Raw genomic sequence first — 25,611 nt, 5'->3', positions numbered from 1 at the left:
TCTCGAACGAACCGTCACACGGCCCGCACGCTGAGCGAGACGGTCGCACCGCGGTCGCCGTTCTCGATGGCGAGGTCGCCCCCGTGGCGTTCCGCGACCGTCTTCGCGACCCACAGGCCCAGCCCGGACCCGTGTTCGAGCTGGGAGATCTCGCGGTCGCCGTCGAGGACGGCGACCTCGTCGTCCGGGACGCCCGGGCCGCGGTCCGAGACCCGGATCTCGGCGCTGTCGCCGTCGGTCTCGGCGGCGACGCGGACGTACGGCGGGCCGGAACCGCCGTGTTCGACCGCGTTCTCGACGAGGTGTTCGACGGCGGTCCGCAGTTGCTCGTCGCCGTAGACGGTGAACCCGTCGGGCACGTCGGACTCGAACGTGCCGTCGGGGTGGGACTCGCGGTAGGGGGCAAGCACGTCCTCGACGAGAGCGGCGAGGTCGACCGACTGGTCGGGGGAGTCGTCGTTGAGCGCGGTCTGGATGGTTTCCAGCTCCCCGTCCATGTCCGCGAGATCGCGGGCGGTGTCGCGGATGGTCTCGGCGGCCGCCCGGTGGTCGGGGTCGTCCAGTTCCTCGGCGAGCACGGCGGCGTGGCCGGTGAGGACCTGGGTGCGGTTGCGGAGGTTGTGCCGCGTGAGGCGATTGACGACGGCGAGCGTGCGGCGCTGGCGGGCGAGTTCCTCCGCGCGGATGCGGCGCACGTCGTTGTACCCGATGAGCAGGTGCGCGACCGAACTCACCCCGAGCACGTCGACGACGACGTAGGCCGGGATCGACACGCCGGGCGCTGCCCGGGCGAGCGCGAGGATCACGCCCAGTAGTGCGACCCCCAGGAGGTTCCAGCCGGCGATCCGCGCCGTGTGCGCGGTGGCCACGTCGCTGCGATAGAGGTACGCCGCGCCGGCGACGATGGCGGTGCCCAGCACTGCACCGAGCGCCACGAGGGCGAGGACGATACCGTCGGTCCCCGCGCCGGCGGCGTTCGACACCGCCCCGGCGACTAGCGCCAGTCCGGTCGCCGCGATACTCCCGACCGCGAGAGCCCGTCTGATCATACCCTGCGGTTGGACGACGCCCACAAAAACCTGGCCGCCCGAGAATCGACACTGAGAGCGCTGGCGGCCCGTTCCGGTCCGATAGCGCGTGCCGCTGCAAGTATAGTGAACGAAATTCACATCCGAGCGGACACCGAACCGGACCGGACGGGCACCGCTCCGTGCCTGACGTTATCACTCCCGGACGATTTCGGTCGCGAGACGACGCGTACCGAACCTTCACGATCGTTAGGCGGTGACGGAGTGAAAACGCTTTAGTCGGGCGGACCCCTCCTTCCGTTCACGGTATCCGAACCGGGGTCGACCGGCCTATCCATGACTGATCGGGAACTATCGGACCGGATCGCGAGCGGGTGCGGCGGCGAGAGCCGACGCGCCGCCGGGCCGCGCGCGACCGGGCACACGTCTCGCCCTCGACGGTCCGCTCCCCGTGTTCGGAACGACGCGGAACCGGCGGCGACCGACGCGACGGACGTTCCAGCGGCAGGTGATTACCAATGAGTGCATTCAGTGCCATCGGCGACCAGCGAGAAGCGGACGAAGACGAGTTCACCCCGGGGATCGAGCCCCAGCCCACGTGGTGTCCGGGCTGTGGCGACTTCGCGGTCAACAACGCCCTCAAGAAGGCCATGTCCCGCCTGGGCAAGAACCCCGACGAGGTGCTGTTGTGTACGGGCATCGGCTGTTCGGGCAAGCTGAACAGCTACTTCGAGAGCTACGGCTTCCACACCATCCACGGGCGCTCGCTGCCCGTCGCCCGCGCCGCGAAACTCGCGAATCCCGGCGTCGAAGTCGTCGCCGCCGGCGGCGACGGCGACGGCTACGGCATCGGTGGCAACCACTTCATGCACACCGCCCGCGAGAACCACGACATGACCTACATCGTCTTCAACAACGAGATCTTCGGGCTCACCAAGGGCCAGACCTCCCCGACCAGCCCGAAAGGTCACAAGTCCAAGACCCAGCCGTCGGGCAGCGCCAAACAGCCCGTCCGCCCGCTGTCGCTGTCGCTGGCCTCGGGGGCGTCCTACGTCGCCCGCACGGCAGCAGTCAACCCCAACCAGGCCGCCGACATCATCGCCGAAGCCGTCGAACACGACGGCTTCGCCCACATCGACTTCCTCACCCAGTGTCCCACCTGGAACAAGGACGCCCGCCAGTACGTCCCCTACACGGACGTCCAGGACTCCGACGACTACGACTTCGACGTGACGAACCGGGAGGAGGCCGGCAAGATGATGTACGAGGTCGAGTCCAAACTCTACGAGGGCGAAGTCCTCACCGGCCGCTTCTACAAGGACGACCGCCCCTCCTACGGCGAGGAAAAACGCGCCACCGGCGAAATGCCCGACGAACCGCTGGCCGAACGCTACTACGACGAGGATGCCGAGTGGGAACGCTGCGCCGAACAGCTCATCGACAAACACACCTGAGCGGCGACGCGGGACGGTTCGTCGGTAAGCGACCCGTACCGGTCCACCGGACGGGTAGCCCGTTTCTAGGGCCGGGCGACCGCCGTCGGAGGAGGGTGACGGTCCGTTTGTGGTTTCGGAAGATATTTTTCGCGCCGCGGCAAATTAAGGTGTATGAGCGCCGAGTCGACGGAGGAACGCATCCTCTCCGTGCTGGAGGAGGACGCCCAGGCCTCCTACGCGGAGATCGCGGACCGGGTTGACGTGTCCAAGCCCACCGTCCGCAAGTACATCCAGCGCCTGGAGGACGAGGAGGTCATCGTGGGCTACTCGGCCGACGTGGACCCGAAGAAGCTGCCGGGCCAGTCCATCGCCCTCGTCGGGATGGACGTCGACAGCGGCCGGTACGTCGAGGCCGTCCGCGAGCTGAAGGAGATCCCCGAGATCGAGAAGCTGTACACCTCCAGCGGCGACCACATGCTGATGGCGGAGGTGCGCGCGCCCGACGGCGACGCCGTCGGCGACGTGATCGAGTCGACGATCAAGGACATCGACGGCGTCACGGCAGCTCACCCCTCTTTCCTCCAGGAACGGCTGAAGTGAGGGCGACGCGACCGTCCGCCGCCGGTGCGGGGGCATTTGCGACGGGTGAAACGAGTGTGATAGATTTTTACGCGCAGTCGCCCGACGGGTGAACATGACCGCCCGCCTGGTGCTGGGCACCGGATCGCTGGCGGGGTCGCTCGTCTCCGAGCTGCGCGAGCGGCGGGGCCGGCTGGCCGTCCTCGCGAGCGACGAGAACGCGGTCCGGACGCTCCGGGAGGAGGGCGTCGCCGCCGAGGTGGGCGACCCGACCGACGAGGCGGCGCTGCGGGAGTCTCCGCGGCCGGACACGGTCGCCGTGGCGACGCCGGACGCGGCGACGAACGTGGCGGCCGCGGAGGCGGTCGCCGCGGTCTACCCCGAGGCGTTCGTGCTGGCGTACGCGCCCGCGGCGGCGACCGACGACCAGCGGCGGGCGCTCGGGGAGACGGCCGACGAGGTCGTCGACGCCGGGGCGGTGACGACCGACTGGCTGGACGACCGGGTCGGCGACGACGGGATCCGGACGCGGAAGCTGACGGCGACCCTGCGGGACGTCGACGGGCGGCTGGCGATCGTCGCCCACGACAACCCGGACCCGGACGCCATCGCGAGCGCGGTCGCGCTCGCGCGGATCGCCGACGCGACGGGCGTCGACGCCGACATCTGTTACTTCGGGGAGATCACCCACCAGGAGAACAGGGCGTTCGTCAACCTGCTGGAGTTCGACCTCCGCGAGCTCGAACCGGGAGCGGACCTGGGCGAGTACGGCGGCGTGGCGCTGGTCGACCACTCGCGGCCGGGCGTCAACGACGGGCTCCCCGAGAACACGCCGGTCGATATCGTCATCGACCACCACCCGCCGCGCTACCCCGTCGAGGCGCGGTTCGTCGACCTGCGCAGCGAGGTGGGCGCGACGAGCACGCTGCTGGTCGACTACCTGCGAAAACTCGACATCACGCCGAGCCGGGAGGTGGCGACCGGACTGCTGTTCGGCATCCGGATCGACACCGACGAGTACACCCGGGAGGTGAGCGTCGCGGACTTCGAGGCGACGGCGTACCTGGTCCCCCACGCCGACGCGGGGACGCTCGACCGCATCGAGTCGCCGAGCATGAGCGCGGACACGCTGGACACCATCGCGCGGGCGATCCGCGACCGCGAGCGCCACGGGTCGGTGCTGCTGTCGGGCGTCGGGGAACTCACGGACCGCGACGCGCTCGCGCAGGCGGCCGACCGCCTGCTCGACCTGGAGGACGTGACGACGACGCTCGTCTACGGGCTGATGGACGGGACGATCTACGTCTCGGCGCGGGCCCGGGGGACCGACCTCGACCTGGGCGAGACGCTCCGGGACGCCTTCGGGCAGATCGGCAGTGCCGGCGGCCACGCCGACATGGCCGGCGCGCAGATCTCCCCGGGGATGCTGGAGGCCGTCGACGCCGACGACGAGTCGCTGGCGGAGATCATGCGGGCGATCGTCAACGACCGCTTCCTCGACGCGATGCGGTCGCGGAGCCACCGCGTCCTGACGGGCGTCTACCCCGACGACTACCACGGTACCGGCCCGGGCGGACGGCCGGCGCTCGACCGTATCACCGCCGAACGGGTCGGCGACGCCGGCGACGACGCGGCCGACGGCGGCGACGGTGACGACGACGCAGTCGACGGCGACGAGCACTGACGGTCGCCGCCGCCGGAGCCGGTGTGCTTTTGGGGCGGCGACGCGGATCCCCGACGATGGTCGAGGAGGGCGCGCTGACGGTGAAAGACTACATGACTCGCGAGGTCGAGACCGTGTCGCCGGACGACACGGTCGGAGACGTGGCCGCGCGTATCGCCGAGAGTATGGAACACAGCGGCTTCCCGGTCACCGACGGCCGCCACGTCGAGGGGTTCGTCAGCGCCCGGGACCTGTTGCAACAGCCCGACCACGAGCCCATCTTCAAGGTGATGAGCGACGACCTGCTGGTCGCCCACCCCGAGATGGACATCGACGACGCCGCCCGGGTCATCCTGCGGTCGGGCATCCAGAAGCTACCGGTCGTCGACGACGCCGGCAACCTCGTGGGCATCATCTCCAACACCGACGTGATCCGCTCGCAGATCGAGCGGGCCACGCCGGGGAAGGTGGACAACCTGATGCGGACGCTGGAGAACATCCACGGCGTCGCCGTCTCCCAGGAGCGCCGGGAGGTGCCCCTCGCCGAACTGACGCCGACCCAGGCGAAGGTCTACGCCGACGAGCTGGAGGGGCGCCGGTACGAACTCGACCGCGGGCTGGCCGAGCCGCTCGTCGTCATCGACAACGACGGCGACCTGTTGCTGGCGGACGGCCACCACCGCGTCAAGGCCGCCGCCCGCCTCGGCGTCGAGGCGATGGACGCCTACGTCATCGTCCTCTCCGAACGGGTGGACCTCGGGATGGCCAAGACCGCCGAGAAGGAGGACCTGGGCTCGATCGACGACATCGCGGTCGTCGACTACGCCCACCACCCGCTCGTCCAGAAGACCAAGCGTCTGCAGGACTGACCGGGGACGGGCGTCACCTCACTCTCCCGTCGCCGCCGCGCTACCGTCACCCCCGCTCCGGCCCGTCGTCGACGTTCGTCTCCCGTTCGAACTCCACGACGTTCGTCTCCCCGTCGAGCCACAGGTGCAACGCGTCGCCGTCGAGACGCACGTCGACCCTGACGCGGACCGGGTCCTCCGATTCGAGGTCGGCGCGACCGATCCCGCAGAAGGGAAGCACGACGTACGGCCGGAAGCGGATGTCCTCGCCGTGGTCGTGGTGGAAGGCGACGACGGCGGGGTGGTCGACGACGCAGGAACCCGCCGGTATCTCGAAGGAGAGCCCGCACTGCCGGCAGTCGAACGCCGCGAGGACCGCGTCGTCGGGGAAGTCGGGTTCGATCTGGGCGGGCAACGCCGGGTCCGGGGCGGGGAGCGCTGCCTCGATAGGCCCCGAGCAGTTGGGACAGACGCCCGCGCGCGCCCACTGCACCTCCTGTCGGGTGTCGATCGTCATGATCTCGACGAGTTCGTCGGGCGAGTGGGCAGCGGCGACGGCCGGCGGGAGGATCGTCGCGGAGAACCGATGGTGGTCGGGACAGCGCAGCCGGAAGTACTGGTCCTCGTAGATGCCTTCGAGCGCGCGTTCGCAGTCCGGGTACGGACAGTCGTAGGTCGTCGGCCCGCGGACCGTCTCGCCCGCGTCGCTGTAGCGCCCGGACTCGACGGCGCCGACGATCTCGAGGCCGTGGTTGAGCAGGTAATACTCGTCGCCGTCCTTGGCGACCAGCCGGCCCGTCAGCTTCTCCAGGTGGTAGCTGAAGTTGCCGGCGTCCTCGACGCCGACCGCGCGGCGCAGCTCCGCGAACGTCTTCCCCGACCACTGCCAGTTCGAGTAGCGCTCGACGGCGAGTTCCCTGACGATCGCCAGTCGCGTCTCGTCGGCGAGCAACTCGAAGACCGCGGTCGGATCGACGCCCTCGTCGTTCGCCCCGTCTTCGCCACCGCCGGTCCCCCCGTGCCCGTTCGCGCGTCCAGACCCGCTTCCCTCGGCCATATCTCCCCTTCCCCGGCCGGTCGAAAAACGGTTACGTCGTATCAGATCCCAAACTGAACGACCGTGCAGGAAATGGTTAAACGCTGACACCGACTACGCGTTCCCACGATGACGACGGTACCCGAACGAGCCTCCGACGACGGCGACCCGACTCCTGAGCGCGACGAGGCGTCGACCGACGCGGAGCCCGCCCTCTCGGTCCGCGGCCTCTCGAAGACGTTCGGCGACGGCGACGAGGAGGTCCGCGCGGTCGACGATGTGAGTCTCGACGTGGAGCCGGGGACCGTGGTGGGCGTCCTCGGGCCGAACGGCGCCGGGAAGACGACGCTCATCAAGTCGATCCTGGGGCTGGTGGTGGCCGACGAGGGCGACGTACGCGTGGCCGGCGTCGACGTGTACGACGACCCGCGGCCGGCCTACGCCCGCGTCGGCGCGATGCTCGAGGGCGCGCGCAACGTCTACTGGCGGCTCACCGTCCGGGAGAACCTGGAGTACTTCGCCGCCATCGGCGGGGAGTCGCCGGCCGCCGTCCGCGACCGCCACGACGCCCTGCTCGAACAGCTCTCGCTGACCGAGAAGGCCGACACGCCCGTCAACGACCTCTCGCGGGGGCAGAAACAGAAGGTCTCGCTGGCCTGCGCGCTGGCACGGAACGTCGAGGTGGCCTTCCTCGACGAGCCGACGCTCGGACTGGACGTGGAGTCGTCGGTCGACCTCCGACGGGAGATCCGCCGGCTCGCCGACCAGGAGGACATGACGATCGTCCTCTCGAGTCACGACATGGACGTGGTCCAGGAGGTCTGCGACCGCGTCGTCATCATGGCGGACGGCGAGGTCGTCGCCGACGACGCCGTCGAGGATCTCATCGACGTGTTCCGCACGTTCGCGTACCGCGTCGTCGTGGGTCGGACCGGAACCGCGGCGACCGGAAGCGACGCGCCCGCCCGGGACGGGACGACTGCGGAGCCCCGTCCCGACATCGTCGACGACGACACCCGCGACCGACTCCGGGAGACCTACGGCGTCGACGAGTTCGAGCGACTCGGCGACCGGACGGCCTTCGAGGTATCGCTGGGCGACCCCGAGCGGCTCTACGACCTCATGGACGAGTTGCGGGCCGCCGATTTGACCGTCTACGAGGTCGAGTCGGTCGACCCCGACCTGGAGGAGGTCTTCCTCGAACTGACCGGTGGCGACGGCGCCGGCCCCGCCAGCCACCCCGGCGCACCGGAGCGGGCGGCCCACGTCGACGGGGGTGACCGTCGATGAGCACCGGGACGGCCGGTTCGGAGGGGGCTGCGGCCGGGGACCGTTCGGCGGGGGACGGCGAGCGCGAACGCGGCACCGGGACCCTGCTGACCCTCCTGTGGGCGCAGGCGAAAAAGCGGCTACTGTTGATGTACCGCTACCCGCTGAACACGCTTTCTGGGCTGGCGATGACGTTCATCTTCTTCGGGATGATCTTCTTCGGCGGCCGCGCGGTGGCAGGGCAGGCGCTGACCGACAGCCTCGGCGGCATCATCGTCGGGTACTTCCTCTGGAGCATGGCGCTGGGGGCGTTCTCGGGCGTCGCCCGCAGCGTCACCCAGGAGTCCGAGTGGGGGACGCTCGAACAGCTGTACATGTCCCCGTTCGGCTACGGCAAGGTGATGGTCGCGGGCGTCCTCGTGGGCCTCCTCGAGACGCTCGCCTGGGGCGGCGCGACGCTGGCGTTCATGATCGCTGTCACCGGCGAGTCGCTACACCTGCCGGTCGCCACCGTCGTCGTCCTGACGGTGTTCGCGGTCGCCCCCGCCGTCGGCCTCGGCTTCCTCTTCGGCGGCCTCGCGCTGCTGTACAAGCGCGTCGAGAACATCTTCAACATCATGCAGTTCGCCCTCATCGGGCTCATCGCCGCGCCGACCCTCGGCACCGTCTGGGTCCGCCTGCTCCCCATCTCCCAGGGGAGTTACCTGCTCACTCGGTCGATGCAGGAGGGGCTCCGTCTCTGGGAGTTTCCCCCGGCGGAACTCGGCCTGCTGGTCGGCGCGGCCGTCATCTACTTCGCCGTCGGCTACGGCGCCTTCCAGTGGATGGGGACGCGTGCCCGCCAACAGGGGCTGATGGGTCACTACTGACCATCTTTTTCCGGACGGGGTTTCCTCGCTCGGCCTTCGGCCTCGCTGGGGGAACTGCGTGGCGGCTTCGCCGCCACGACATACGGTCACGGGCCGACGGCCCGCGACCCGCCCCCGGCCAAAAACATGGGTGAAAAAGCCGACTGGTCGGCTTCGCCTCGCAGTCGGTGAACCGCGCTCGCTTCGCTCGCGCGGATGCTCAGTACAGGGGACGTAGATATCACGCAAGCATCCGCCGAGCGACCGGCGGGAGCGAGGCGGTTCACCGGACGCAAGCGAGCGAAGCGAGCGCGTCGTCCGGCATTTTTCCCCACGTTTTTCCAGCGGAGGATTCCCGCAGGCGCGCGAAGCGCGCCGAGGAACTCTCCGCTGGAAAAAGTGGGTTCGCACTACGAACTGAACACCCTCGTCGCCCGAACCCTTATGCGCGCTCCGGCAATATTTGCGCCCATGTTCGACGACGACGACCTCGCCGCGATCCGCGAGGCCCGCGAGGAGTGGGAGTCCGAGCGGCTCGATCCCGTCCTCGACGGCTACGGCGAACGGTCGGAGCGGTTCGCCACCGTCTCCAACCACGAGGTCGACCGGCTCTACACGCCCGAGGACGTGGCCGACCTCGACTACGAGGAGGACCTGGGGTTCCCGGGTGAACCCCCCTACACCCGCGGCGTCTACCCGACGATGTACCGCGGGCGGACGTGGACGATGCGGCAGTTCGCCGGCTTCGGGACGCCGAGCGAGACCAACGAGCGGTTCCACTACCTCATCGAGGAGGGGCAGACCGGCCTCTCGACGGCCTTCGACATGCCGTCACTGATGGGACTTGACAGCGACGACCCGATGAGCGACGGCGAGGTCGGCCGGGAGGGCGTCGCCGTCGACACGCTGCGGGACATGGAGATCATCTTCGACGGCATCGACGTGGGCGAAGTCTCCACCTCGTTCACCATCAACCCGAGCGCGCCCGTGATCTACGCGATGTACGTCGCCATCGCCGACCAGCAGGGCGTCCCCCGCGAGGAGATACGGGGCACCCTCCAGAACGACATGCTCAAGGAGTTCATCGCCCAGAAGGAGTGGGTCGTCCCGCCGCGGCCCTCGCTCGATATCGTCGTCGACACCGTCGAGTTCGCCGTCGAGGAGACGCCGAAGTTCAAGCCCATCTCCATCTCGGGGTATCACATCCGCGAGGCCGGCTCGACCGCGATCCAGGAACTGGCCTTCACGCTGGCCGACGGGCTGGCCTACGTCGAGGCCTGCCGGGATCGCGGACTGGCGGTCGACGAGTTCGCGCCGCAACTGTCCTTCTTCTTCAACTCCCACAACGCCATCTTCGAAGAGGTGGCGAAGTTCCGCGCGGGCCGGCGGATCTGGGCGCGGCTGATGGACGAGTGGTACGGCGCCGAGAGCGACGAGAGCAGGGCGATGAAGTTCCACACCCAGACGGCCGGCCAGTCGCTGACCGCCCAGCAGCCGCTGAACAACGTCGTCCGCGTCACGATCCAGGCGCTGGCGGGCGTCCTCGGCGGGACCCAGAGCCTCCACACCAACAGCTTCGACGAGGCGCTGGCGCTGCCCAGCGAAGACGCGGTCCGGGTCGCGCTGCGTACCCAGCAGATCATCGCCGAGGAGTCCGGCGCCGCCGACATCGTCGACCCGCTGGGCGGCAGCTTCGCCGTCGAGGCGCTGACCGACGAGGTCGAGGCGGAAGCGATGGAGTACATCGAGGCGATCCGGGAGATGGGCGACGGGTCGATGCGGGAGGGCGTCCTGCGGGGCATCGACGAGGGCTACTTCCAGCGGGAGATCCAGGACGCCGCCTACGAGTACCAGGAGCGCGTCGAGGACGGCGAGGAGGTCGTCGTCGGCGTCAACGCCTACACGGTCGAGGAAGACACCGAACCCGAGACGCTGAGAATCGACGAGGAGGTCCAGGAGACCCAGCGCGAGCGACTGGCGGACGTGAAGGCCGAGCGCGACGACGCGGCGGTCGAGGACGCGCTGGCCGCGCTCGACGAGGCGATCGAGGCCGACGAGAACGTGATGCCGTACGTCGTCGACGCCGTGAAGGCCTACGCGACGATGGGCGAGATCATGGACCTCTTCGAGCGCCACCACGGCAGCTACCGCGAGTCGGTCAGCGTCGCCTGAGCCGGGCCGGCGAACGGGTGTGTTCCGGCGCTGTCAGAGCACGTCCTTGTCCCGGAAGAGCAGGTAGCCGACGACGGGGACGACGACCGTCCAGGCGACCAGCGCGGCGACGGCGTAGGGCGTCGAGACGGCGAGGTAGTCGACCTCCGGCCCCTGCGGGTTGGTGATCAGCGGGTGGAACTGGTTGTCGTTGAACAGCACGTTCACCAGCTTCACGTAGGCGTTCAACGGGTCGAGCCGGCCGAGGTAGAAGTACCACTCGGGGTACGGACGGAGCCCCAGCTCGCCGTCGGGGCGGGCGAACCAGAGCCCGCCCCACTGGAGGACGGGCCAGATGCCGCGGAAGAGGACGTAGGTGCTGATGATGCCGGTCGTCACCTGGGTCTCGGAGTCCAGCGTCGCCGAGAGGGCGAGGCCGAAGCCGACGAACAGCAGGCCGAACGCGACGGTCGCGGCCCCGAACAGGAGGAAGGCGACGGCGTCGGGCTCGCGGAGGACCCCGAAGCCGACGGCGGCGACGACCAGCAGGCCGACCGCCGTCGCCGCCGAGAGCAGCAGCGACCGGCTGAGGTACTTCCCCGCGTAGGCGTCGAACCGGGAGTTGGGGAGTCCGAGCAGGAACCGGACCGACCCGCTCTCGCGCTCCTGGATGATCGCGCCGTAGCTGCCGAGCATCGCGATGAACGGGAGGATCACCGAGAGGAGACTCCCGACGAGCAGCATGATAGTGTCGAACGCCGGCGGGTCGCCGCCCGGCGAGGAAAAGTGCGCCAGCGCGACCAGGATGGCAATACCTGCGGTGAACGCGAACATCGTCGCGGCGACGCCCTGGCCCAGCCGCGAGCGGCGCACGCCCAGCAGGTCGTCCTGCAGGACCGTCTTCCAGGTCATGGCTCGCCTCCCGGCGACGCCGCGGCGGGGTCGCGCTCCCCGCGGCCCTCGCGGTCGTCGCGGGGACCGAGCGTCGCCGCCTCGAATATCTCCTCCAGCGACGGGTCGTCGGTCGTGAAGTCGGCGAAGCCGACGCCGGCCCGCTCGATCCGGTTGAGCGCCCGCAGTTTCGCGTCGCCGCCCCGGGCCGAAACGAGGACCTGGTTGTCGGTCGCCTCGACCGACTCGACGCCGTCGATCCCCCGGAGGTCGCCGAGCAACGACTCGGGGGCCGACCGCTCGACGGTGACGGTGACCGTCGCCGCGTCCAGCTGCGCCCGCAGGTCCGCGACGCTGCCCTCGGTGACCATCCGGCCGTCCTTGAGGATGCCGACGCGGTCGCAGACGGCCTCGACCTGGTCGATGAGGTGGCTGGAGAAGAAGACGGTCGCGCCCCGCCTGTTCTCCTCGCGGATCACGTCGCGCAGTTCGCGGGTGCCGTTGGGGTCCAGCCCCGTCGACGGTTCGTCGAGCACGAGCAGGTCGGGGTCGCCGACCAGCGCCATGCCGATGGCCATGCGCTGGCGCATTCCCTTGGAGAAGCCGCCGGCCTTGCGGTCGGCCGCGCCGGGGATGCCGACCCGGTCGAGGATCTCGTCGGGGTCGTCGTCGGCGCCCTTCGCCCGGATGGCGCGCTCGACGTGCTCGCGGGCCGTGATCCGCTCGTAGACGCCGTAGCCCTCCAGCAGGGCGCCGGTGCGCTGGCGGATCCGCTTGCTCTCGGTCCGGGCGTCGTACCCGAACACCCGGGCCGACCCGGCGGAGGGGCGGGTGAACCCGAGCAGGATGTTGATCGTCGTCGACTTCCCGGCCCCGTTGGGCCCGAGGAAGCCGAATATCTCGCCCTCGGGCACGGAGAAGCTCAGGTCGTCGAGGGCGGTCACGTCGCCGAATCGCTTGGTCAGGTTCGAGATCTCGATGGCGGTCATGAGTGGAGGGGTGAGCGGCGGGGACCGCGTCCGACCGGAGCCTCCGGCGGGCGAGTGATAAACGTATCGTCGGTTCCCCGCGTCCCCGCCCGCGTCGGCCCGGAACGGTTGGCCCGCCGACGGCCGCAACCGATCCGGCGGCGACCGCCGCGGCCCCACCGGCGACGGTATCGTGGGCCGCTGTCCGCCGAGACGGGTTGTTTCTCACGTGGGCAACAACCGACCTCCGACGGGCGATCCGAACGCCGTTCGCCTGTCACTTTTTATAATTATGCACAACTATTATGAGGGAGGTCGTCCCCTGATAGGCCATGTCACACGATGACAGTGGAGTGTCGCGGCGTGGGTTGATGAAACGAGCGGGCGCGGCGGGCGCCGTCGGCCTGGCCGGGTTGGCAGGCTGTACAGAGGGCGGCGACGGTGGCGACGGCGGCGGTGGTGGCGGCGGCGACGGAACCGACTACCCCTCGCTGGGGAACTACCCGATCGACGGGGACACGGCGACGTTCGGGTTCAACGTCCCCCAGTCGGGGCCGTACTCCTCGGAGGGCGAGGACGAACTGCGCGCGTACGAGCTCGCCGTCGACCACCTCAACAACGGCGGCGGCTGGGTCGACGAGTGGGACGACCTCTCGGGCGACGGCGTCCTCGGCTACGAGATCGACTACGTCGAGGGCGACACCGCGACGGACGCCTCCACGGCCGAGCAGTCGGCCTCGCGGATGATCGACCGCGACGGCGTCATCATGTTCGCGGGCGGCTCCTCCTCGGCGGTCGCCATCGCCCAGCAGGGCCTCGCCCAGCGCGAGAAGGTGATGTTCACCTGCTGTCTGACCCACTCGAACGACACGACGGGGGGCGACTGCGTCCGCTACAGCTTCCGGGAGATGTTCAACGCGTACATGACCGGCCAGGCGCTCAAGCCCGTCCTCGTCGACGAGTACGGGGAGGACCTGGACTTCTACCAGCTGTACGCCGACTACTCGTGGGGACAGACCGTCCAGGAGTCGATGCGGCAGTTCATGACCGAAGCCGGCTGGAACGAGGTCGACAGCGTCGCGACGCCGCTGGACACCAGCGACTTCTCGTCGTACCTCTCGGAGGCCCAGAGCTCCGAGGCCGACGTGCTGTTCCTCGACCACTACGGCCTGGACGGGGCGAACTCGCTGACCGACGCCGTCGACGCCGGGATCGACGAGGACATGGAGATCGTCATGCCGCTGTACAACCGCCCGATGGCCGAGGCCGCTAGCGGGGCTATCGACGGGATCTTCGGCACCGTCGCCTGGGACTCACAGATCGACAACGAGCCGTCGAACTCCTTCACCGAGTTCTTCGGCGAGGAGTACGACGGCCGGGTCCCCTCCGGCCCTGCCCAGCTGGCCTACTCCGGCACGCTGCAGTACGCGGCGGCCGTCGAGCGGGCCGGCACGTTCTACCCGCCCGAGGTCATCCGCGAGCTGGAGGGCTACGAGTACGACAACATCGGCATGGGCGAGGAGACGATGCGCGCCTGCGACCACCAGGCCCAGCGCGCCATCCCCGTCGTCCGCGGGCTCCCCGAGTCCGAACAGGGCGACGGCCAGTTCTTCGAGATCGTCGACATCACCCCGCGCGAGGACGTGGGCTACGGCTGCGACGAGGGCCCCGCCGCGGAGTGCGAACTCGGCGACTACGGCGACGAGTGAGCCCCCGCGCGACTAGGCCCTACAGTTATGTACGTGATTCCCGGATCCGCAACACAGAATGAGTGACAATCACATCCAGACCACCGAACGGCACCGCCGCCGGGCGCCGATCGAACGCCGACGGCACCCCGGTCGGCGAGTACCAACCGAGGTGACGGCCTCGTGAGTCTCGTCGGCGAACTCATCGTCCTGCTCGTCAACGGCCTGCAGACGGGCGCCATCTACGTCCTGCTGGCGATCGGGCTGTCGATCATCCTCGGGACGCTCAAGTTCGTCAACTTCGCCCACGGGGCGCTGTTCGTCGTCGGCGCCTACGCCGGCCTGCTGATCACCCAGGAGATATCGATATCGAACGGGAAGCTCGCCGAGTGGGGTTACCCCACGATCGGGCTGGAGTGGGGCTACTTCGCCGCGCTGGCCATCGTCCCCGTGTTCGTGTTCGTGGTCGGCCTCGCGATGGAGCGGTTCGTCGCCCGACCGTTCTACGACCGCCCCGACACCGACCAGATCCTGGTCACCTTCGGGCTGGCCATCGTCGTCCAGGAGGTCATCCACGCGCTGATCGGCCCCCAGACCTACGGCTACGAGGCCCCGACCTCCGCGTTCGGGCTCCTCCCGATGACGGGGCCCATCGCCGTCCCGCTGTCGAACGTGACGATCAACGTCTGGCGGCTCTGGGTCATCGCGATCACCGCCGCGCTGGTGATCGCCGTCTACGCCATCGTCGAGTACACCGACTTCGGGCTGGTGGTCAAGGCCGGGACGCGCGACCCCGAGATGGTCCGCCTGCTCGGCATCCGCATCACCCGCCCGTACCTCGTGATGTTCGGCATCGGCGCGGCGCTGGCCGGCATCGCCGGCGTCGTCGGCGGCCCGCTGCAGAACACCAACCCCGAGATCGGGATGACGATCCTCGTCCCCGCGTTCCTCACCGTCGTCATCGGGGGCGTCGGCTCGATCCGCGGGGCCGTCCTCGGCGGGACGCTCATCGGGATGGTCCAGGTGACGCTCATCTCGCTCGGGAGCCTCTCGCTCGGCGGGTTCACCGTCAACTTCAGCCCCTGGTCCCAGGTGGGCATCTACGTGCTCGCGATCGTCGTCCTGCTGACGCGGCCGCAGGGACTGCTCGGTTCCGAGGAGGTGAGCGTATGAGCGACGAGGTCAAGTCGGCCGAGGCCGCCGACTCCTCCGAGGTCGAGTCCCCGTCGCTGTACGACCGCTGGCTCGCCCTCCGCGAGCGCGAGGTGAGCGTCGCCGTCCTCACCTTCCTCGGGGTCTTCCTCGCGCCGTTCGTGCTCGTCGCCCTCCCCGAGATGCTCGGGATCCCGACCCAGTACGTCTGGTACCGGAGCCTGGTCACCCTGGCGCTCATCTGGGGCATCTTCGCGGTCGGCTACGACCTCCTGCTGGGCTTCACGGGCCTGCTGTCGTTCGGCCACGCGATGTTCTGGGGCGTGGCCGCCTACGCGGCGGGCATCTTCAGCGCCAACGTCACCGGCAGCCCCATCGCGATGATCCTCGTCGGCACGACCACGGCGGTCCTGCTCGCGTGGGTCATCGGCTGGATCTCCCTGCGCCGGGGCGGCATCTACTTCGCCATCCTCACGCTGGCGTTCGGGCAGATGATCTACTACATCTTCCTGTCGCCGCTCGGGTGGCTGACCGGCGGGGAGAACGGGTTCAACGAGGTCGCCGTCGACCCCCTGCTGGGCTTCCTGCCCCTGGGCGCGGAGGTCGCCTTCGTCCCCGATATGTTCATCCGGACGTGGATGTTCGTCTTCGTCGCGACCGCGGCCGTGCTCGCGGTCGTCCTCGCCAACCGGGTCCTCAACTCCCCCTACGGGATCGTCCTGCGGGCGATCCGCGAGAACGAGCAGCGCGCCGAGTTCGTCGGCCTCAACGTCTGGCGCTACAAGCTGATGGCGTTCGTCATCTCCGGCGCCTTCGCGGGCGTCGCCGGCAGCCTCTACGTCATCCAGCGCCAGTTCGTCCCGATCGAGAACACACTGAACTGGACGGTCAGCGGCGAGATCGTCATCATGACCGTGCTGGGCGGCGTCGGCTCGCTGTTCGGCCCGATACTCGGCGCGGGGCTGTACATGTACGTCGCCAACATCGTCAGCGGGATGCCGGGGATCGGCCACTTCTGGCACATGATCCTCGGGCTCGTGTTCGTCTTCGTCGTCGTCCTCCTGCCCAACGGCATCTGGGGCGGCGTCGACTGGCTCCGCGAGCGCGTCGGCGACGCGCTGGGGGGTGACGAGCGATGAGCACCATCCTCGAGACCGACGGGCTCGTCAAGGAGTTCGGCGGCCTCACCGCCACCGACGACGTGAACCTCTCCATCGAACAGGGGGAACTGCTCTCGCTCATCGGCCCCAACGGCGCGGGCAAGTCGACGCTCATCAACCTCATCACCCGGATGCTCGAGGAGACCGAGGGCGACATCCGCTTCGAGGGCGAGTCCATCGTCGACCTCGAACCCCACGAGGTCGTCCAGCGCGGGATCGGCAAGTCCTTCCAGACCGCGTCGATCTTCCCCGAGCTCACCGTCGAGGAGAACGCCAACATCGCCTCGCTCGGCGCCGAACACGGATCCTTCCGCTTCAACTTCCTCACCCACCGCAACAGCTACCCCGAGGTCGAGGAGCGGACCCTGAGCATGCTGGACGCGGTCGGCCTGCGCGACCAGCGGGACACCCGCGCCGCCGACCTGCCGTACGGCGACAAGCGCCGCCTGGAGATCGGGATCGCCCTCGCCAGCGAACCGTCGCTGTTGCTGATGGACGAGCCCACGGCGGGGATGTCCCCCGAGGAGACCCAGGCGACCGTCGAGCTGATAAAGGACCTCCAGGAGCAACTGGACCTGACGATCCTGCTCGTCGAACACGACATGGAGATCGTCTTCAGCATCTCCGACCGCATCGCCGTGCTGAACCGCGGGTCGATCATCGCGGAGGGGCCGCCCGACGAGGTGCAGGGCGACCCCGCCGTCCAGGAGGCGTACCTGGGGGGTGTCGAGCAGTGAGCCTGCTCGAACTCGACGGCGTCGACAGCTACTACGGGCAGAGCCACATCCTCCGGGACGTGTCCATGCACGTCGAGGAGGGCGAGATCTGCGCCCTCCTGGGCCGCAACGGCGCCGGCAAGACGACCACGCTGCGCAGCATCGCCGGCGCGCGTCCGCCGGAGGTCCGCGAGGGGACGATCACGTACAAGGGCCGGGACATCACCGACATGGAGACGGAGGACATCTCGGTGCTCGGAATCTCGCACGTTCCCGAGGAGCGGCGGGTGTTCGGCAACCTCACCGTCGAGGAGAACCTCCACCTCGCCGACGTGGTCCAGAACCGCTCGAACACGATCGGCCGGGACCTGCAGTTCGAGCACGAGGGGATGACCATCGAGCAGATCCTCGACGACTTCCCCCGGCTGGCCGAGCGGCAGAACCAGCTGGCCGGCACGCTCTCGGGCGGCGAACAGCAGATGCTCGCCATCGCGCGGGCCCTGAAGCAGAGCACCGACCTGCTGATGCTCGACGAGCCCTACGAGGGGCTGGCCCCCCAGATCATCGAGACCGTCGAGGGCGCCATCGAGCGGATCCGCGAGGACGGGACGACCGTCCTGCTGGTCGAGCAGAACGCCGTCGCCGCGATGAAGATCGCCGACCGCTGTTACGTCGTCGACCAGGGCGGCGTCGTCTTCGAGGGCACGGCGGAGGAACTGCGCGAAGACGACGAGACGCGCGAGCGGTACCTGGGGGTCTAACCGTGGCGGGAACGTCCGACGACGCAGTGGAAGACCAGACCGACGACACGGTGGAAGACCGGACCGACGACGCGGTAGGAGACCGGGTCGACGCCCCGGCGATGGACGAGGCGACCGTCGACGCCCACATCGACACGCTGGTCGCGGAGGGCGTCCTCGACCACGACGAGGCGACCGACGCGGTGGCGACGACCGACGACTTCGAGCACCGCCGGCACGTCTACCTCGACACCTACCTCGACCTGGACGACGCGGCGTTCCACGAGTCGGTCGCCGACGCGTTCGACCTCCCCTCGGCCGAGGCGGCGGCCGAGCGCGTCGACGAACTGGCGGTCAGCCGCGAGGAGTTCGCGACCTACCTCGCGCTGTCGGCCCACCTCGACGGATACGGCGTCGGCGAGCTGACCCAGATGGCCGCCATCGTCGCCGAGGTCGGCCCGAAGTCGCCGGTGCCCGACGCGCTCGAGGAACTCGACGACGGCTCCTGGCCGGCGTTCGTCGCCGAGCACGACCGGGCGGTCGTGACCGCCTGGAAGCGCCGCTGCGAGCCCTGTGACGCGATGAAAGACGAGATCGACGAGCTGCTGGCGGCGCTGCCCGACGGCGTCGCAGTCGCCGGCCTGGACGGCGAGAGCTGTCCCGAGTTCTGCCGGGAGAACGAGGTCAACGCGGCGCCCGCGGTCGCCTTCTTCGCCGACGGCGACCTGCTTGAGGCCGTGACCGGCCGCCGGAGCCCCGGCCCGCTCGGCGAGCGCGCCGCGGAGCTGTACGGCGCGGACTGAGCGGACTCCGTTTCCGCACGGACTGGACCTTTTCGGCGAGAAAACGCCGTCGAGCGACCGCCTCAGCGGCGGTCGGCGCCGTGGAGCTGGTCGACGCTGTCGACCAGGTCCCGGACCGACTCGGTCTGGGAGTCGGTCGTCTCGACGATGCGGCGGGCGGCCGTCTCGGCGGCCTCGGCGTGGTCGCGGGCCTCCTCGATGGTGGTCGTGACGCCCTCGATGGCGTCGGCCTGGCTGTCGTTGGCGTCGGCGACCTCCTCGATGCCGTCGGCGGTCTCGTCGACGGCCTCGGCGATCTCGTCGAGCGCGTCGAGCGCTTCCCCGATCCCCTGCTCGGCCTGCTCGATCTGGGCGCTGGACGCCCGGACGCTGTCGACGGTCTCGGTGGCCTGCGACTGGATCTCCGTGACCGTGCGGGCGATCTCGTCGGCGTGCTCGCTCGTCTCGGAGGCGAGCGTCTTCACCTCGTCGGCGACGACGGCGAACCCCTCGCCGGACTCGCCGGCGCGGGCCGCCTCGATGTTGGCGTTCAGCGCGAGCATGTTCGTCTGCTCGGCCACGTCCGCGATGATCTCGATGATCTCGCTGACCTCGTCCATGCGCTCCTCCAGCTCGGTCACGTCGTCGACGAGTTCGTCGCTGGTGTCGGTGAGCTCGTCCGTGACGGCCTGGGCGCGCTCGCCGGCGCGCTCGCCGTCCTCGACGGCCTCCCTGGCGCGGCCGGCGGCGGCCGACACCTGGTTCGACGTGGCCGCGATCTCCTCCATCGTCGCGCTCACGTCCTGGATGTCCTCGGCGGCCTCGGCGAGGATCCGGTTCTGTTCGGTGACCGCCGACTCGATCTCGTCGGCGGCGTCGGCCGACTCGTCGGTCGCCGCGGCGAGGTCGCCGGCGTTGTCGTCGACCCGCTCGATCAGATCCGCGAGCGTGCTCGCCATCTCGTTGAGCTCGTCGACGACTTGGAGTAGCGACGCGTCGACGTGGCCCTCCGCGTTGTCGAAGGAGGCGCGGGCGTCCAGGTCGCCCGCCTGGATGGCCTGCATGGTCTCCTCCAGCTCGGTCACCAGGTCGGAGGTCCGCTCGTGGCGGAGCACGTCCGCGGTGCGGTCCTGGACCATCTCGACGACGGCGATCACCTCGCCGTCCTCGTAGATCGGTGCCGCCGAGAAGGAGATGTGGGCCTCCTCGCCGTGCTGGTCCTGCATGACGCTCGTGTCCCGATAGAGGGTGAAAGAGGCCTCCTCGACCTTCGGCACGTCGTACTCCTCGTGGGTCCGCTCGGGCGCGTCGAGCACCTTGTCGGCCAGGGTCTTGCCGCGGCGGCCGTCGGGGTAGAAGGCCATGCTGGCCATCTCCATGGCCTGTGCCTCGGCCTCGGAGACGCCGGTCAGCTGTTCGAGCTGTGCGTTCCACGTCAGGATCTCCCCCTCCGCGTCGAGGACGAACAGCGGCGTCCCGATGTGGTGGAGCACGTCGTGGTAATCCAGCCCGCCGGCACCCGCCCCCTCGCCGGCGGCTTCCGGGTCTGTGGCGTCGGTCTCGGCCGCGGCGGCGGCCCCCTCCGCGCCGCCGGAGTCGCTCCCCGCCCGCTCCTCGTAGGCCGCGGCGCCGGCCGCGAACACGTCCGTCGTCCGCGCGAGCCCGTCCTGCAGGTCAGTACGGGCCTCGGCAAGGGCACCGTGGCTCGACTCGTCGAGGTCCTCGCGGAGCCGGTCGAAGACGGCGTCGACCAGGGCCTCGGTCACGACCCGCTGGGAGGCGGCGAACGACCCCGCGTCGATGCCGGCCTCGCGGTACTCGTCGACGAGCGCACCGACCTCGTCGGCGTCGAACCCGGCTGGATCGCGGACGTGTCGGTCGCCCGCGGCCGTCAGATCGGCGTCGCCGTACACCGATTCGAGCGCGTCGAGATCGGGGTCGTAGCGGTCCCCGAACGGACCGCCCCCGCGGGTCCCGACCACCGACCCGCCGTCCGGTTCGACGCCCGAGTCGCCGTCGGGCTCCGCCCGCGGATCCCCGCCCGCCTCGGCTCGCGACCCTTTCCTGCCGCCGATCCGCTCGCGGACCCGGCGGAGTATCGACTCCGGTGTGCGCCGTGTCATCGTGCCGAACCCAACAACGAACCCCTACAAAAACTCACGGGGCAAATTATCGCGTGAGATAACGGATTTCGGCCTGCTGGACCGGGTGGCGGACGCGTTCGGCTCTGCGACTCGGGGTCGACCGCTGTCCGTCCCCCGGTCTCGCGCGGATCATTTATGTCGTTGCCCGCGCCAGTCCCACGGGATGGACGACGACTCGGTCGTCGAGACCAACCCGCGCGACCGGGAAGGGGTCGACCCGCCGGCCGCGTTCGCGGAGCAGGCCAACGTCTCGGCCGCGGACGCGGCGGCGTTCGACGGCGAGTGGCCCGACTGCTGGGGGCGAGCGGGCGAGATGCTCGACTGGCTGGAACCGCCGGCGACGACCTACGAGGCGACCGGCGACCGCCGGCGGTGGTTCCCCGGCGGGGAGCTGAACGCCGCGGTCAACTGCGTCGACCGCCACCTCGACGAGCGCAAGACCCAGGCGGCGATCAAGTGGATCGGCAAGCGGGGCGAGCGGCGGACCTACACCTACCTCGACCTGTACCACGAGGTCAACGAGTTCGCCGCCGGCCTCCGGTCGCTGGGCATCGGCGAGGGGGACGTGGTGACCCTCTACATGCCGGCGATCCCCGAGTTGCCGATCGCGATGCTGGCCTGCGCCCGCATCGGCGCGCCGCACAACGTCGTGTTCGCGGGCTTCTCCGCGGGGGCGCTGGCCGACCGCATGGAGCGGGCCGACTCGGAGTACCTGGTCACGTGCGACGGCTACTACCGGCGGGGCAACGCCATCCACCAGAAGAACAAGGCCGACAACGCGCGGCTGTCGGTGTCCCACGAGGTGACCGAGACGGTGGTCGTCGAGCGGCTCGACGACGAGAGCGTTCAGGTCGGCGACGAGGACCGCGCCTACGACGACCTGGTCGCCGCCCACCGCGGCGCCGAGGTCGACCCCGTCGCGCGGGCCGCCAACGACCCCCTGTTCGTCATCTACACCTCGGGGACTACCGGCGAACCCAGCGAGGTCAGACACACCACGGGCGGCTACCTCGCCCACGCGGCGTGGACGAGCCACGCCGTCCTCGATCTGAAGCCCGAGGACACCTACTGGTGTTCGGCCGACATCGGGTGGATCACCGGCCACACCTACCTCGTGTACGGCCCGCTCGCCCTCGGGACGACCACGATGCTCTACGAGGGGACGCCCGACCACCCGGAGAAGGACCGCGTCTGGGAACTCATCGAGCGCAACGCCGTCGACGTGTTCTACACGGCGCCGACGGCCATCCGCGCGTTCATGAAGTGGGGCACCGAGCACCCCGACTCGCACGACCTGTCGAGCCTGCGCCTGCTCGGGTCGGTCGGCGAGCCGCTCAACCCCAGCGCCTGGTGGTGGTACTACGAACACGTCGGCGGCGGGGACTGTCCCGTCGTCGACACCTGGTGGCAGACCGAGACGGGCGCGATCCTGCTGTCGACGCTCCCCGGCGTCGACCGGATGAAGCCGGGGTCGACCGGGCCGCCGCTGCCCGGGATCGACGTGGCCGTGGTCGGCCCCGGCGGCGCGGAGACGACGGCCGCCGAGGGCGGGCGCCTCGCCGTCACGCGGCCCTGGCCGGGGATGCCGCTGGACCTGTCGGGCGACGAGCGGGCCGACGAGTGGCGCTACGTCACCGAGGACGTGGCCCGCATCGACGACGACGGCTACGTCACCGTCCTCGGGCGGATCGACGACACGGTCACCGTCGGTAACCACCGCCTCGGCACGACAGAGCTCGAACGGGCGATCGCGGACGTCCCCGGCGTCGCCGAGGCGGCCGTCGTCGACGTGCGCGACGGGAGCGAGGGCTCCGTCTACGCCTTCGTCAGCACCGACGAGCACCACGAGGCCGAGCGGGACCTCCGCGAGCGCATCACCGACAGCGTCGAGCGCTCGATCGGCGCCTTCGCCGTCCCCGAGACGTTCGTGTTCACGCCCGAACTCCCGAAGACCCGCTCGGGCAAGCTGATGCGGCGCCTGCTCAAGGACATCGCCGACGACGACGAGCTCGGCGACACCAGCGCGCTTCGCAACCCCGAGATCGTCGGCGAGATCCGCTCGGCGCTCGACCGCGAGTGATCCGCTCCTCTCCCGTTTCGGGGATTTCGCACTCTCCGAAGCGCGCTAAGCCGTGAATACCTGGTCGGAAACGGATTTTCGACTGCGTGACCGGGGAAACCGCGCCGTTCTGGCGAAGCTTTATTTCGCAAGCGACCGTCTCCGCGAAACGACGATCATGGGACAGCGTAGCAAGGAGGTCGACGCCGGCGCGGAACCGCTGACGAGCGCCGCGTACGAGCGGTTGCGACGGGCGGCGGCCACCTACCGGGAGGCCGTGGTGGTCCGGCTCTGCGGCGAGGTCGGTCTCCGGCCGGCGGAGGTGGCACGGGTCCGGCCGGCGGATCTGCGGACCGTCCCGACGCGCGCGGGGACCCACCACCTCCTGACGGTCGTCGACGGCGGCGGCGAGGCCGTCAGGGACGCCTACGTCCCGGTCGACGTGCGGTCGGCCGTCGACCGGTACGTCAACGAGCGCGGGATCGGCGACGACGAGCGGGTCGTCGACGTGACGCCGCGGCGGATCCAGATGGTCGTCGGGGAGGTCGGCGAGCGCGCGGCCGACCGGACGGGCGACGACCGCCTCCGGCGGGTCTCCTCGGCGGATCTGCGGGGGTACTACGCCCGCCGCCTCGTCCACGAGGCGGGGCTGGATCCCCGGGTCGTCCTCGCGATCGGTCCCTGGGACGGGCTGGAGGCGCTGTGTCGCCACCTCGACCCCGTGGGGATCGAGGCCGTCCTCGACGCGCTCGAACGGGCCGGCCTCGGCGACTCCGCCGCCGGGTGGACGCCCCGGGACCTGGGGCGGGCGCTCGCGAGCGCCGACCTCCCGCTGGTCGTCACCGACGGCGACGGGACCGTGGCGTTCGCCAACGACGGCCTCGCCGCGCTGACGGACGCGCCCGGCGCCGAGTTCGCGGGCGAGCCCGTGGCCGCGCTGTATCACGGCGATCCCAGTCCCCCGAGCGAGGCGGGCGGGACGGAACCCGTTCGGCTCGCCCGCCCCGACGGCGACCCCGTCCGCGTCGTCCAGGTCGCCGCGCCGCTGCACGACACCGCTGGGCGGCGAGGCAGTCACGTGGCCGCGTTCGTCGAGCGCGGCGGCGACGGGGCCGCGGGTGCGGCTCGGCCGGTCGACGGCACCATCGACGCGGCCGCGAACGGACACGGGACCCCGAGCGGGGAGGGCGCGGCCACGGATTCGGGCGGGCCCACCGGCGACGGGGCGGCGGAGCCGGCGGTCCCGGCGCGCGTCGCGGACGCGATCGGCGCGCTCGGGGCGGTCGCCGAGGTGCTCGCGGGGGCGTCCAAGCGGACGGAGGTCGCCTCGGGGGTCTGCGAGCGGCTGGCCGCGACCGACAGCTACGGGTTCGCGTGGGTCGGCTCGGCGACCGGCGACCGGGGCGTCGTCTCGACGGCCTGGACCGGGATCGACGAGGCGACCGCGGAGGCGCTGGCCGAGGTCGCCACCGACGATATCGACATCCACGGCGTCGCCGCCGGCCAGCCGGGCGACGTGCGGATCCTCGCCGCGAACGACCGCGGGGCGCCGCCCGGACCGCTCGAGACCGACGGCGACGGGCCGGACGTCGACGCCGTCGCCGTCGTCCCCATCACGTACGGTGACACGACCCACGGCCTGCTCGCGCTGGGCGCGACCGGGAGTGGGGCCTTCGGGAGCGCCGAACGCGACCTGCTGGCCAGCCTCGGCTGGGGGGTCGGCCAGGCGATCACCGACATCAAGCGCCGGAACCTGCTGTTGGCCGACAGCGTCACCGAGCTGGAGTTCCGCGTCGAGAGCGACCGCGCGTTCTTCGTCGCGGCCAACCGGGACCTCGGCGCGGCGTTCGAACTCCAGGGCCTGGTCCCCGGCGAGGGCGGGAGCCTGCTGTACTTCGTGACGATGCGCGGCGCCTCCCCCGAGGACGTCGTCGAGTTTGCCGACGACGCCGCCGGCATCGAGAACGCGCGGCTGATCCGCGACTACGGCGAGCGCTACCTCGTCGAGTTCGTCGTCGCCGGCGAGGAGCCCGCGACGACGCTCACCGAACTCGGGGGCCACGTCACGGAGTTCACCGTCGAGGACGGCGCCCAGCGCGTCACCGCCGAGTTCACCACCGAGACCGACGTGCGGACCGTCTTCAACGGCTTCCAGTCGGCCTTCTCGGAGTCGGCGCTGTTCTCGAAACAGGAGGTCGAACGGCCCGTCCAGACGACCGACGGCTTCCGCCGCTCGCTGGAGGACGACCTCACCGACAAGCAGCAGTCGGTCCTGCGGGCGGCCTACCTCGCCGGCTACTTCGAGTGGCCGCGGGGCTCGACCGCCGAGGAACTGGCCGACTCCATCGGCGTCTCCTCGCCGACGCTCCACAACCACCTCCGGAAGGCCCAGCAGAAACTGCTCACCGCGTTCTTCGACGACGAGTGACAGGTCGGTCGTCCGGTACCGGCCG

At 70.1% G+C, this 25,611-nt stretch carries 20 protein-coding genes; 15 read left to right on the top strand and 5 right to left on the bottom strand.

The features are described 5' to 3' along the window. Positions 1-14 precede the first annotated feature (14 nt). Positions 15-1,049 (bottom strand): ATP-binding protein, encoded by a 1,035-nt coding sequence (locus ACMGFI_RS12480; RefSeq protein ID WP_436910007.1) that lies wholly within the window; start codon positions 1,047-1,049, stop codon positions 15-17. 497 nt (positions 1,050-1,546) lie between these two features. On the opposite strand from ACMGFI_RS12480, the gene ACMGFI_RS12475 reads away from it, so the two are divergent. From ACMGFI_RS12475 to ACMGFI_RS12460, 4 genes are all read left to right on the top strand, one after another. Beyond that, positions 1,547-2,482 carry a thiamine pyrophosphate-dependent enzyme gene (locus ACMGFI_RS12475; RefSeq protein ID WP_436910005.1) on the top strand — a complete coding sequence of 312 codons (936 nt, stop codon included), beginning with the start codon at positions 1,547-1,549 and terminating at the stop codon, positions 2,480-2,482. 153 nt (positions 2,483-2,635) lie between these two features. Further along, the gene (gene lrpA1, locus ACMGFI_RS12470; protein ID WP_436910003.1) at positions 2,636-3,064 is read left to right on the top strand and encodes an HTH-type transcriptional regulator LrpA1; all 429 of its coding nucleotides are present in this window, start codon (positions 2,636-2,638) and stop codon (positions 3,062-3,064) included. A 94-nt stretch (positions 3,065-3,158) separates the two neighbouring features. Further along, positions 3,159-4,727, top strand: a complete 1,569-nt coding sequence (locus tag ACMGFI_RS12465; RefSeq protein ID WP_436910001.1) for a DHH family phosphoesterase — start codon at positions 3,159-3,161, stop codon at positions 4,725-4,727. Between the two features lie 56 nt (positions 4,728-4,783). After that, complete coding sequence (locus ACMGFI_RS12460; RefSeq protein ID WP_436909999.1) at positions 4,784-5,575, top strand: CBS domain-containing protein; 792 nt, start codon at positions 4,784-4,786, stop codon at positions 5,573-5,575. A gap of 46 nt (positions 5,576-5,621) precedes the next feature. Here ACMGFI_RS12460 and ACMGFI_RS12455 read toward each other — a convergent pair whose 3' ends face one another. Continuing rightward, on the bottom strand, positions 5,622-6,611 hold the full coding sequence (locus ACMGFI_RS12455; RefSeq protein WP_436909997.1) for a winged helix-turn-helix domain-containing protein: 990 nt from the start codon (positions 6,609-6,611) through the stop codon (positions 5,622-5,624). A gap of 108 nt (positions 6,612-6,719) precedes the next feature. Between ACMGFI_RS12455 and ACMGFI_RS12450 the strand changes: the two genes are divergently transcribed. The 3 genes from ACMGFI_RS12450 (at position 6,720) to ACMGFI_RS12440 (ending at position 10,879) form a co-directional block, all read left to right on the top strand. Then, a complete protein-coding gene (locus ACMGFI_RS12450) occupies positions 6,720-7,880 on the top strand; it encodes an ABC transporter ATP-binding protein (RefSeq protein WP_436909995.1) in 1,161 nt (386 codons plus the stop codon). Continuing rightward, entirely contained in the window at positions 7,877-8,728 is an 852-nt protein-coding gene (locus tag ACMGFI_RS12445) for an ABC transporter permease (protein WP_436909994.1), read from the top strand. The genes ACMGFI_RS12450 and ACMGFI_RS12445 overlap by 4 nt, the downstream gene beginning before the upstream one ends. A gap of 450 nt (positions 8,729-9,178) precedes the next feature. Then, positions 9,179-10,879 carry an acyl-CoA mutase large subunit family protein gene (locus ACMGFI_RS12440; protein ID WP_436909992.1) on the top strand — a complete coding sequence of 567 codons (1,701 nt, stop codon included), beginning with the start codon at positions 9,179-9,181 and terminating at the stop codon, positions 10,877-10,879. Positions 10,880-10,912: 33 nt separating this feature from the next. On the opposite strand, the gene ACMGFI_RS12435 is transcribed toward ACMGFI_RS12440, so the two are convergent. Then, positions 10,913-11,770, bottom strand: a complete 858-nt coding sequence (locus ACMGFI_RS12435) for an ABC transporter permease (protein WP_436909991.1) — start codon at positions 11,768-11,770, stop codon at positions 10,913-10,915. Continuing rightward, positions 11,767-12,738 (bottom strand): ABC transporter ATP-binding protein, encoded by a 972-nt coding sequence (locus ACMGFI_RS12430; RefSeq protein WP_436909990.1) that lies wholly within the window; start codon positions 12,736-12,738, stop codon positions 11,767-11,769. Before ACMGFI_RS12430 ends, ACMGFI_RS12435 begins: the two co-directional genes overlap by 4 nt. Positions 12,739-13,088: 350 nt before the next feature. Here ACMGFI_RS12430 and ACMGFI_RS12425 point away from each other — a divergent pair, with 350 nt between their 5' ends. From ACMGFI_RS12425 to ACMGFI_RS12400, 6 genes are all read left to right on the top strand, one after another. Further along, a complete protein-coding gene (locus ACMGFI_RS12425) occupies positions 13,089-14,426 on the top strand; it encodes a substrate-binding protein (protein ID WP_436910238.1) in 1,338 nt (445 codons plus the stop codon). Between the two features lie 162 nt (positions 14,427-14,588). Continuing rightward, a complete protein-coding gene (locus tag ACMGFI_RS12420; RefSeq protein ID WP_436909989.1) occupies positions 14,589-15,578 on the top strand; it encodes a branched-chain amino acid ABC transporter permease in 990 nt (329 codons plus the stop codon). Then, positions 15,575-16,696 carry a branched-chain amino acid ABC transporter permease gene (locus tag ACMGFI_RS12415; RefSeq protein WP_436909987.1) on the top strand — a complete coding sequence of 374 codons (1,122 nt, stop codon included), beginning with the start codon at positions 15,575-15,577 and terminating at the stop codon, positions 16,694-16,696. Before ACMGFI_RS12420 ends, ACMGFI_RS12415 begins: the two co-directional genes overlap by 4 nt. Then, on the top strand, positions 16,693-17,454 hold the full coding sequence (locus ACMGFI_RS12410) for an ABC transporter ATP-binding protein (protein ID WP_436909986.1): 762 nt from the start codon (positions 16,693-16,695) through the stop codon (positions 17,452-17,454). The genes ACMGFI_RS12415 and ACMGFI_RS12410 overlap by 4 nt, the downstream gene beginning before the upstream one ends. Next, positions 17,451-18,194: an ABC transporter ATP-binding protein gene (locus ACMGFI_RS12405; protein WP_436909985.1), complete on the top strand. Its 744-nt coding sequence runs from the start codon at positions 17,451-17,453 to the stop codon at positions 18,192-18,194. Before ACMGFI_RS12410 ends, ACMGFI_RS12405 begins: the two co-directional genes overlap by 4 nt. Positions 18,195-18,220: 26 nt before the next feature. Continuing rightward, the gene (locus ACMGFI_RS12400) at positions 18,221-18,976 is read left to right on the top strand and encodes a thioredoxin family protein (protein WP_436909983.1); all 756 of its coding nucleotides are present in this window, start codon (positions 18,221-18,223) and stop codon (positions 18,974-18,976) included. A gap of 62 nt (positions 18,977-19,038) precedes the next feature. On the opposite strand, the gene ACMGFI_RS12395 is transcribed toward ACMGFI_RS12400, so the two are convergent. Further along, positions 19,039-21,078 carry a methyl-accepting chemotaxis protein gene (locus tag ACMGFI_RS12395; protein WP_436909981.1) on the bottom strand — a complete coding sequence of 680 codons (2,040 nt, stop codon included), beginning with the start codon at positions 21,076-21,078 and terminating at the stop codon, positions 19,039-19,041. A 184-nt stretch (positions 21,079-21,262) separates the two neighbouring features. On the opposite strand from ACMGFI_RS12395, the gene ACMGFI_RS12390 reads away from it, so the two are divergent. Both ACMGFI_RS12390 and ACMGFI_RS12385 read left to right on the top strand, forming a co-directional pair. Continuing rightward, the gene (locus tag ACMGFI_RS12390; protein ID WP_436909980.1) at positions 21,263-23,179 is read left to right on the top strand and encodes an acetate--CoA ligase; all 1,917 of its coding nucleotides are present in this window, start codon (positions 21,263-21,265) and stop codon (positions 23,177-23,179) included. 157 nt (positions 23,180-23,336) lie between these two features. Next, positions 23,337-25,586, top strand: a complete 2,250-nt coding sequence (locus ACMGFI_RS12385) for a bacterio-opsin activator domain-containing protein (RefSeq protein ID WP_436909978.1) — start codon at positions 23,337-23,339, stop codon at positions 25,584-25,586. Positions 25,587-25,611 lie beyond the last annotated feature (25 nt).

The sequence above is a fragment of the Halosimplex marinum genome (genome assembly GCF_051414075.1).
Lineage (GTDB): Archaea > Halobacteriota > Halobacteria > Halobacteriales > Haloarculaceae > Halosimplex > Halosimplex marinum.
This window is presented reverse-complemented; position numbering and strand designations above follow the sequence as displayed.

Bases quoted from the DNA above. Each gene is read 5' to 3' on its own strand.
- ACMGFI_RS12480 (WP_436910007.1), bottom strand. From the start codon at position 1,049: ATGATCAGACGGGCTCTCGCGGTCGGGAGTATCGCGGCGACCGGACTG.
- ACMGFI_RS12475 (WP_436910005.1), top strand. From the start codon at position 1,547: ATGAGTGCATTCAGTGCCATCGGCGACCAGCGAGAAGCGGACGAAGAC.
- lrpA1 (WP_436910003.1), top strand. From the start codon at position 2,636: ATGAGCGCCGAGTCGACGGAGGAACGCATCCTCTCCGTGCTGGAGGAG.
- ACMGFI_RS12465 (WP_436910001.1), top strand. From the start codon at position 3,159: ATGACCGCCCGCCTGGTGCTGGGCACCGGATCGCTGGCGGGGTCGCTC.
- ACMGFI_RS12460 (WP_436909999.1), top strand. From the start codon at position 4,784: ATGGTCGAGGAGGGCGCGCTGACGGTGAAAGACTACATGACTCGCGAG.
- ACMGFI_RS12455 (WP_436909997.1), bottom strand. From the start codon at position 6,611: ATGGCCGAGGGAAGCGGGTCTGGACGCGCGAACGGGCACGGGGGGACC.
- ACMGFI_RS12450 (WP_436909995.1), top strand. From the start codon at position 6,720: ATGACGACGGTACCCGAACGAGCCTCCGACGACGGCGACCCGACTCCT.
- ACMGFI_RS12445 (WP_436909994.1), top strand. From the start codon at position 7,877: ATGAGCACCGGGACGGCCGGTTCGGAGGGGGCTGCGGCCGGGGACCGT.
- ACMGFI_RS12440 (WP_436909992.1), top strand. From the start codon at position 9,179: ATGTTCGACGACGACGACCTCGCCGCGATCCGCGAGGCCCGCGAGGAG.
- ACMGFI_RS12435 (WP_436909991.1), bottom strand. From the start codon at position 11,770: ATGACCTGGAAGACGGTCCTGCAGGACGACCTGCTGGGCGTGCGCCGC.
- ACMGFI_RS12430 (WP_436909990.1), bottom strand. From the start codon at position 12,738: ATGACCGCCATCGAGATCTCGAACCTGACCAAGCGATTCGGCGACGTG.
- ACMGFI_RS12425 (WP_436910238.1), top strand. From the start codon at position 13,089: ATGAAACGAGCGGGCGCGGCGGGCGCCGTCGGCCTGGCCGGGTTGGCA.
- ACMGFI_RS12415 (WP_436909987.1), top strand. From the start codon at position 15,575: ATGAGCGACGAGGTCAAGTCGGCCGAGGCCGCCGACTCCTCCGAGGTC.
- ACMGFI_RS12410 (WP_436909986.1), top strand. From the start codon at position 16,693: ATGAGCACCATCCTCGAGACCGACGGGCTCGTCAAGGAGTTCGGCGGC.
- ACMGFI_RS12395 (WP_436909981.1), bottom strand. From the start codon at position 21,078: ATGACACGGCGCACACCGGAGTCGATACTCCGCCGGGTCCGCGAGCGG.
- ACMGFI_RS12390 (WP_436909980.1), top strand. From the start codon at position 21,263: ATGGACGACGACTCGGTCGTCGAGACCAACCCGCGCGACCGGGAAGGG.
- ACMGFI_RS12385 (WP_436909978.1), top strand. From the start codon at position 23,337: ATGGGACAGCGTAGCAAGGAGGTCGACGCCGGCGCGGAACCGCTGACG.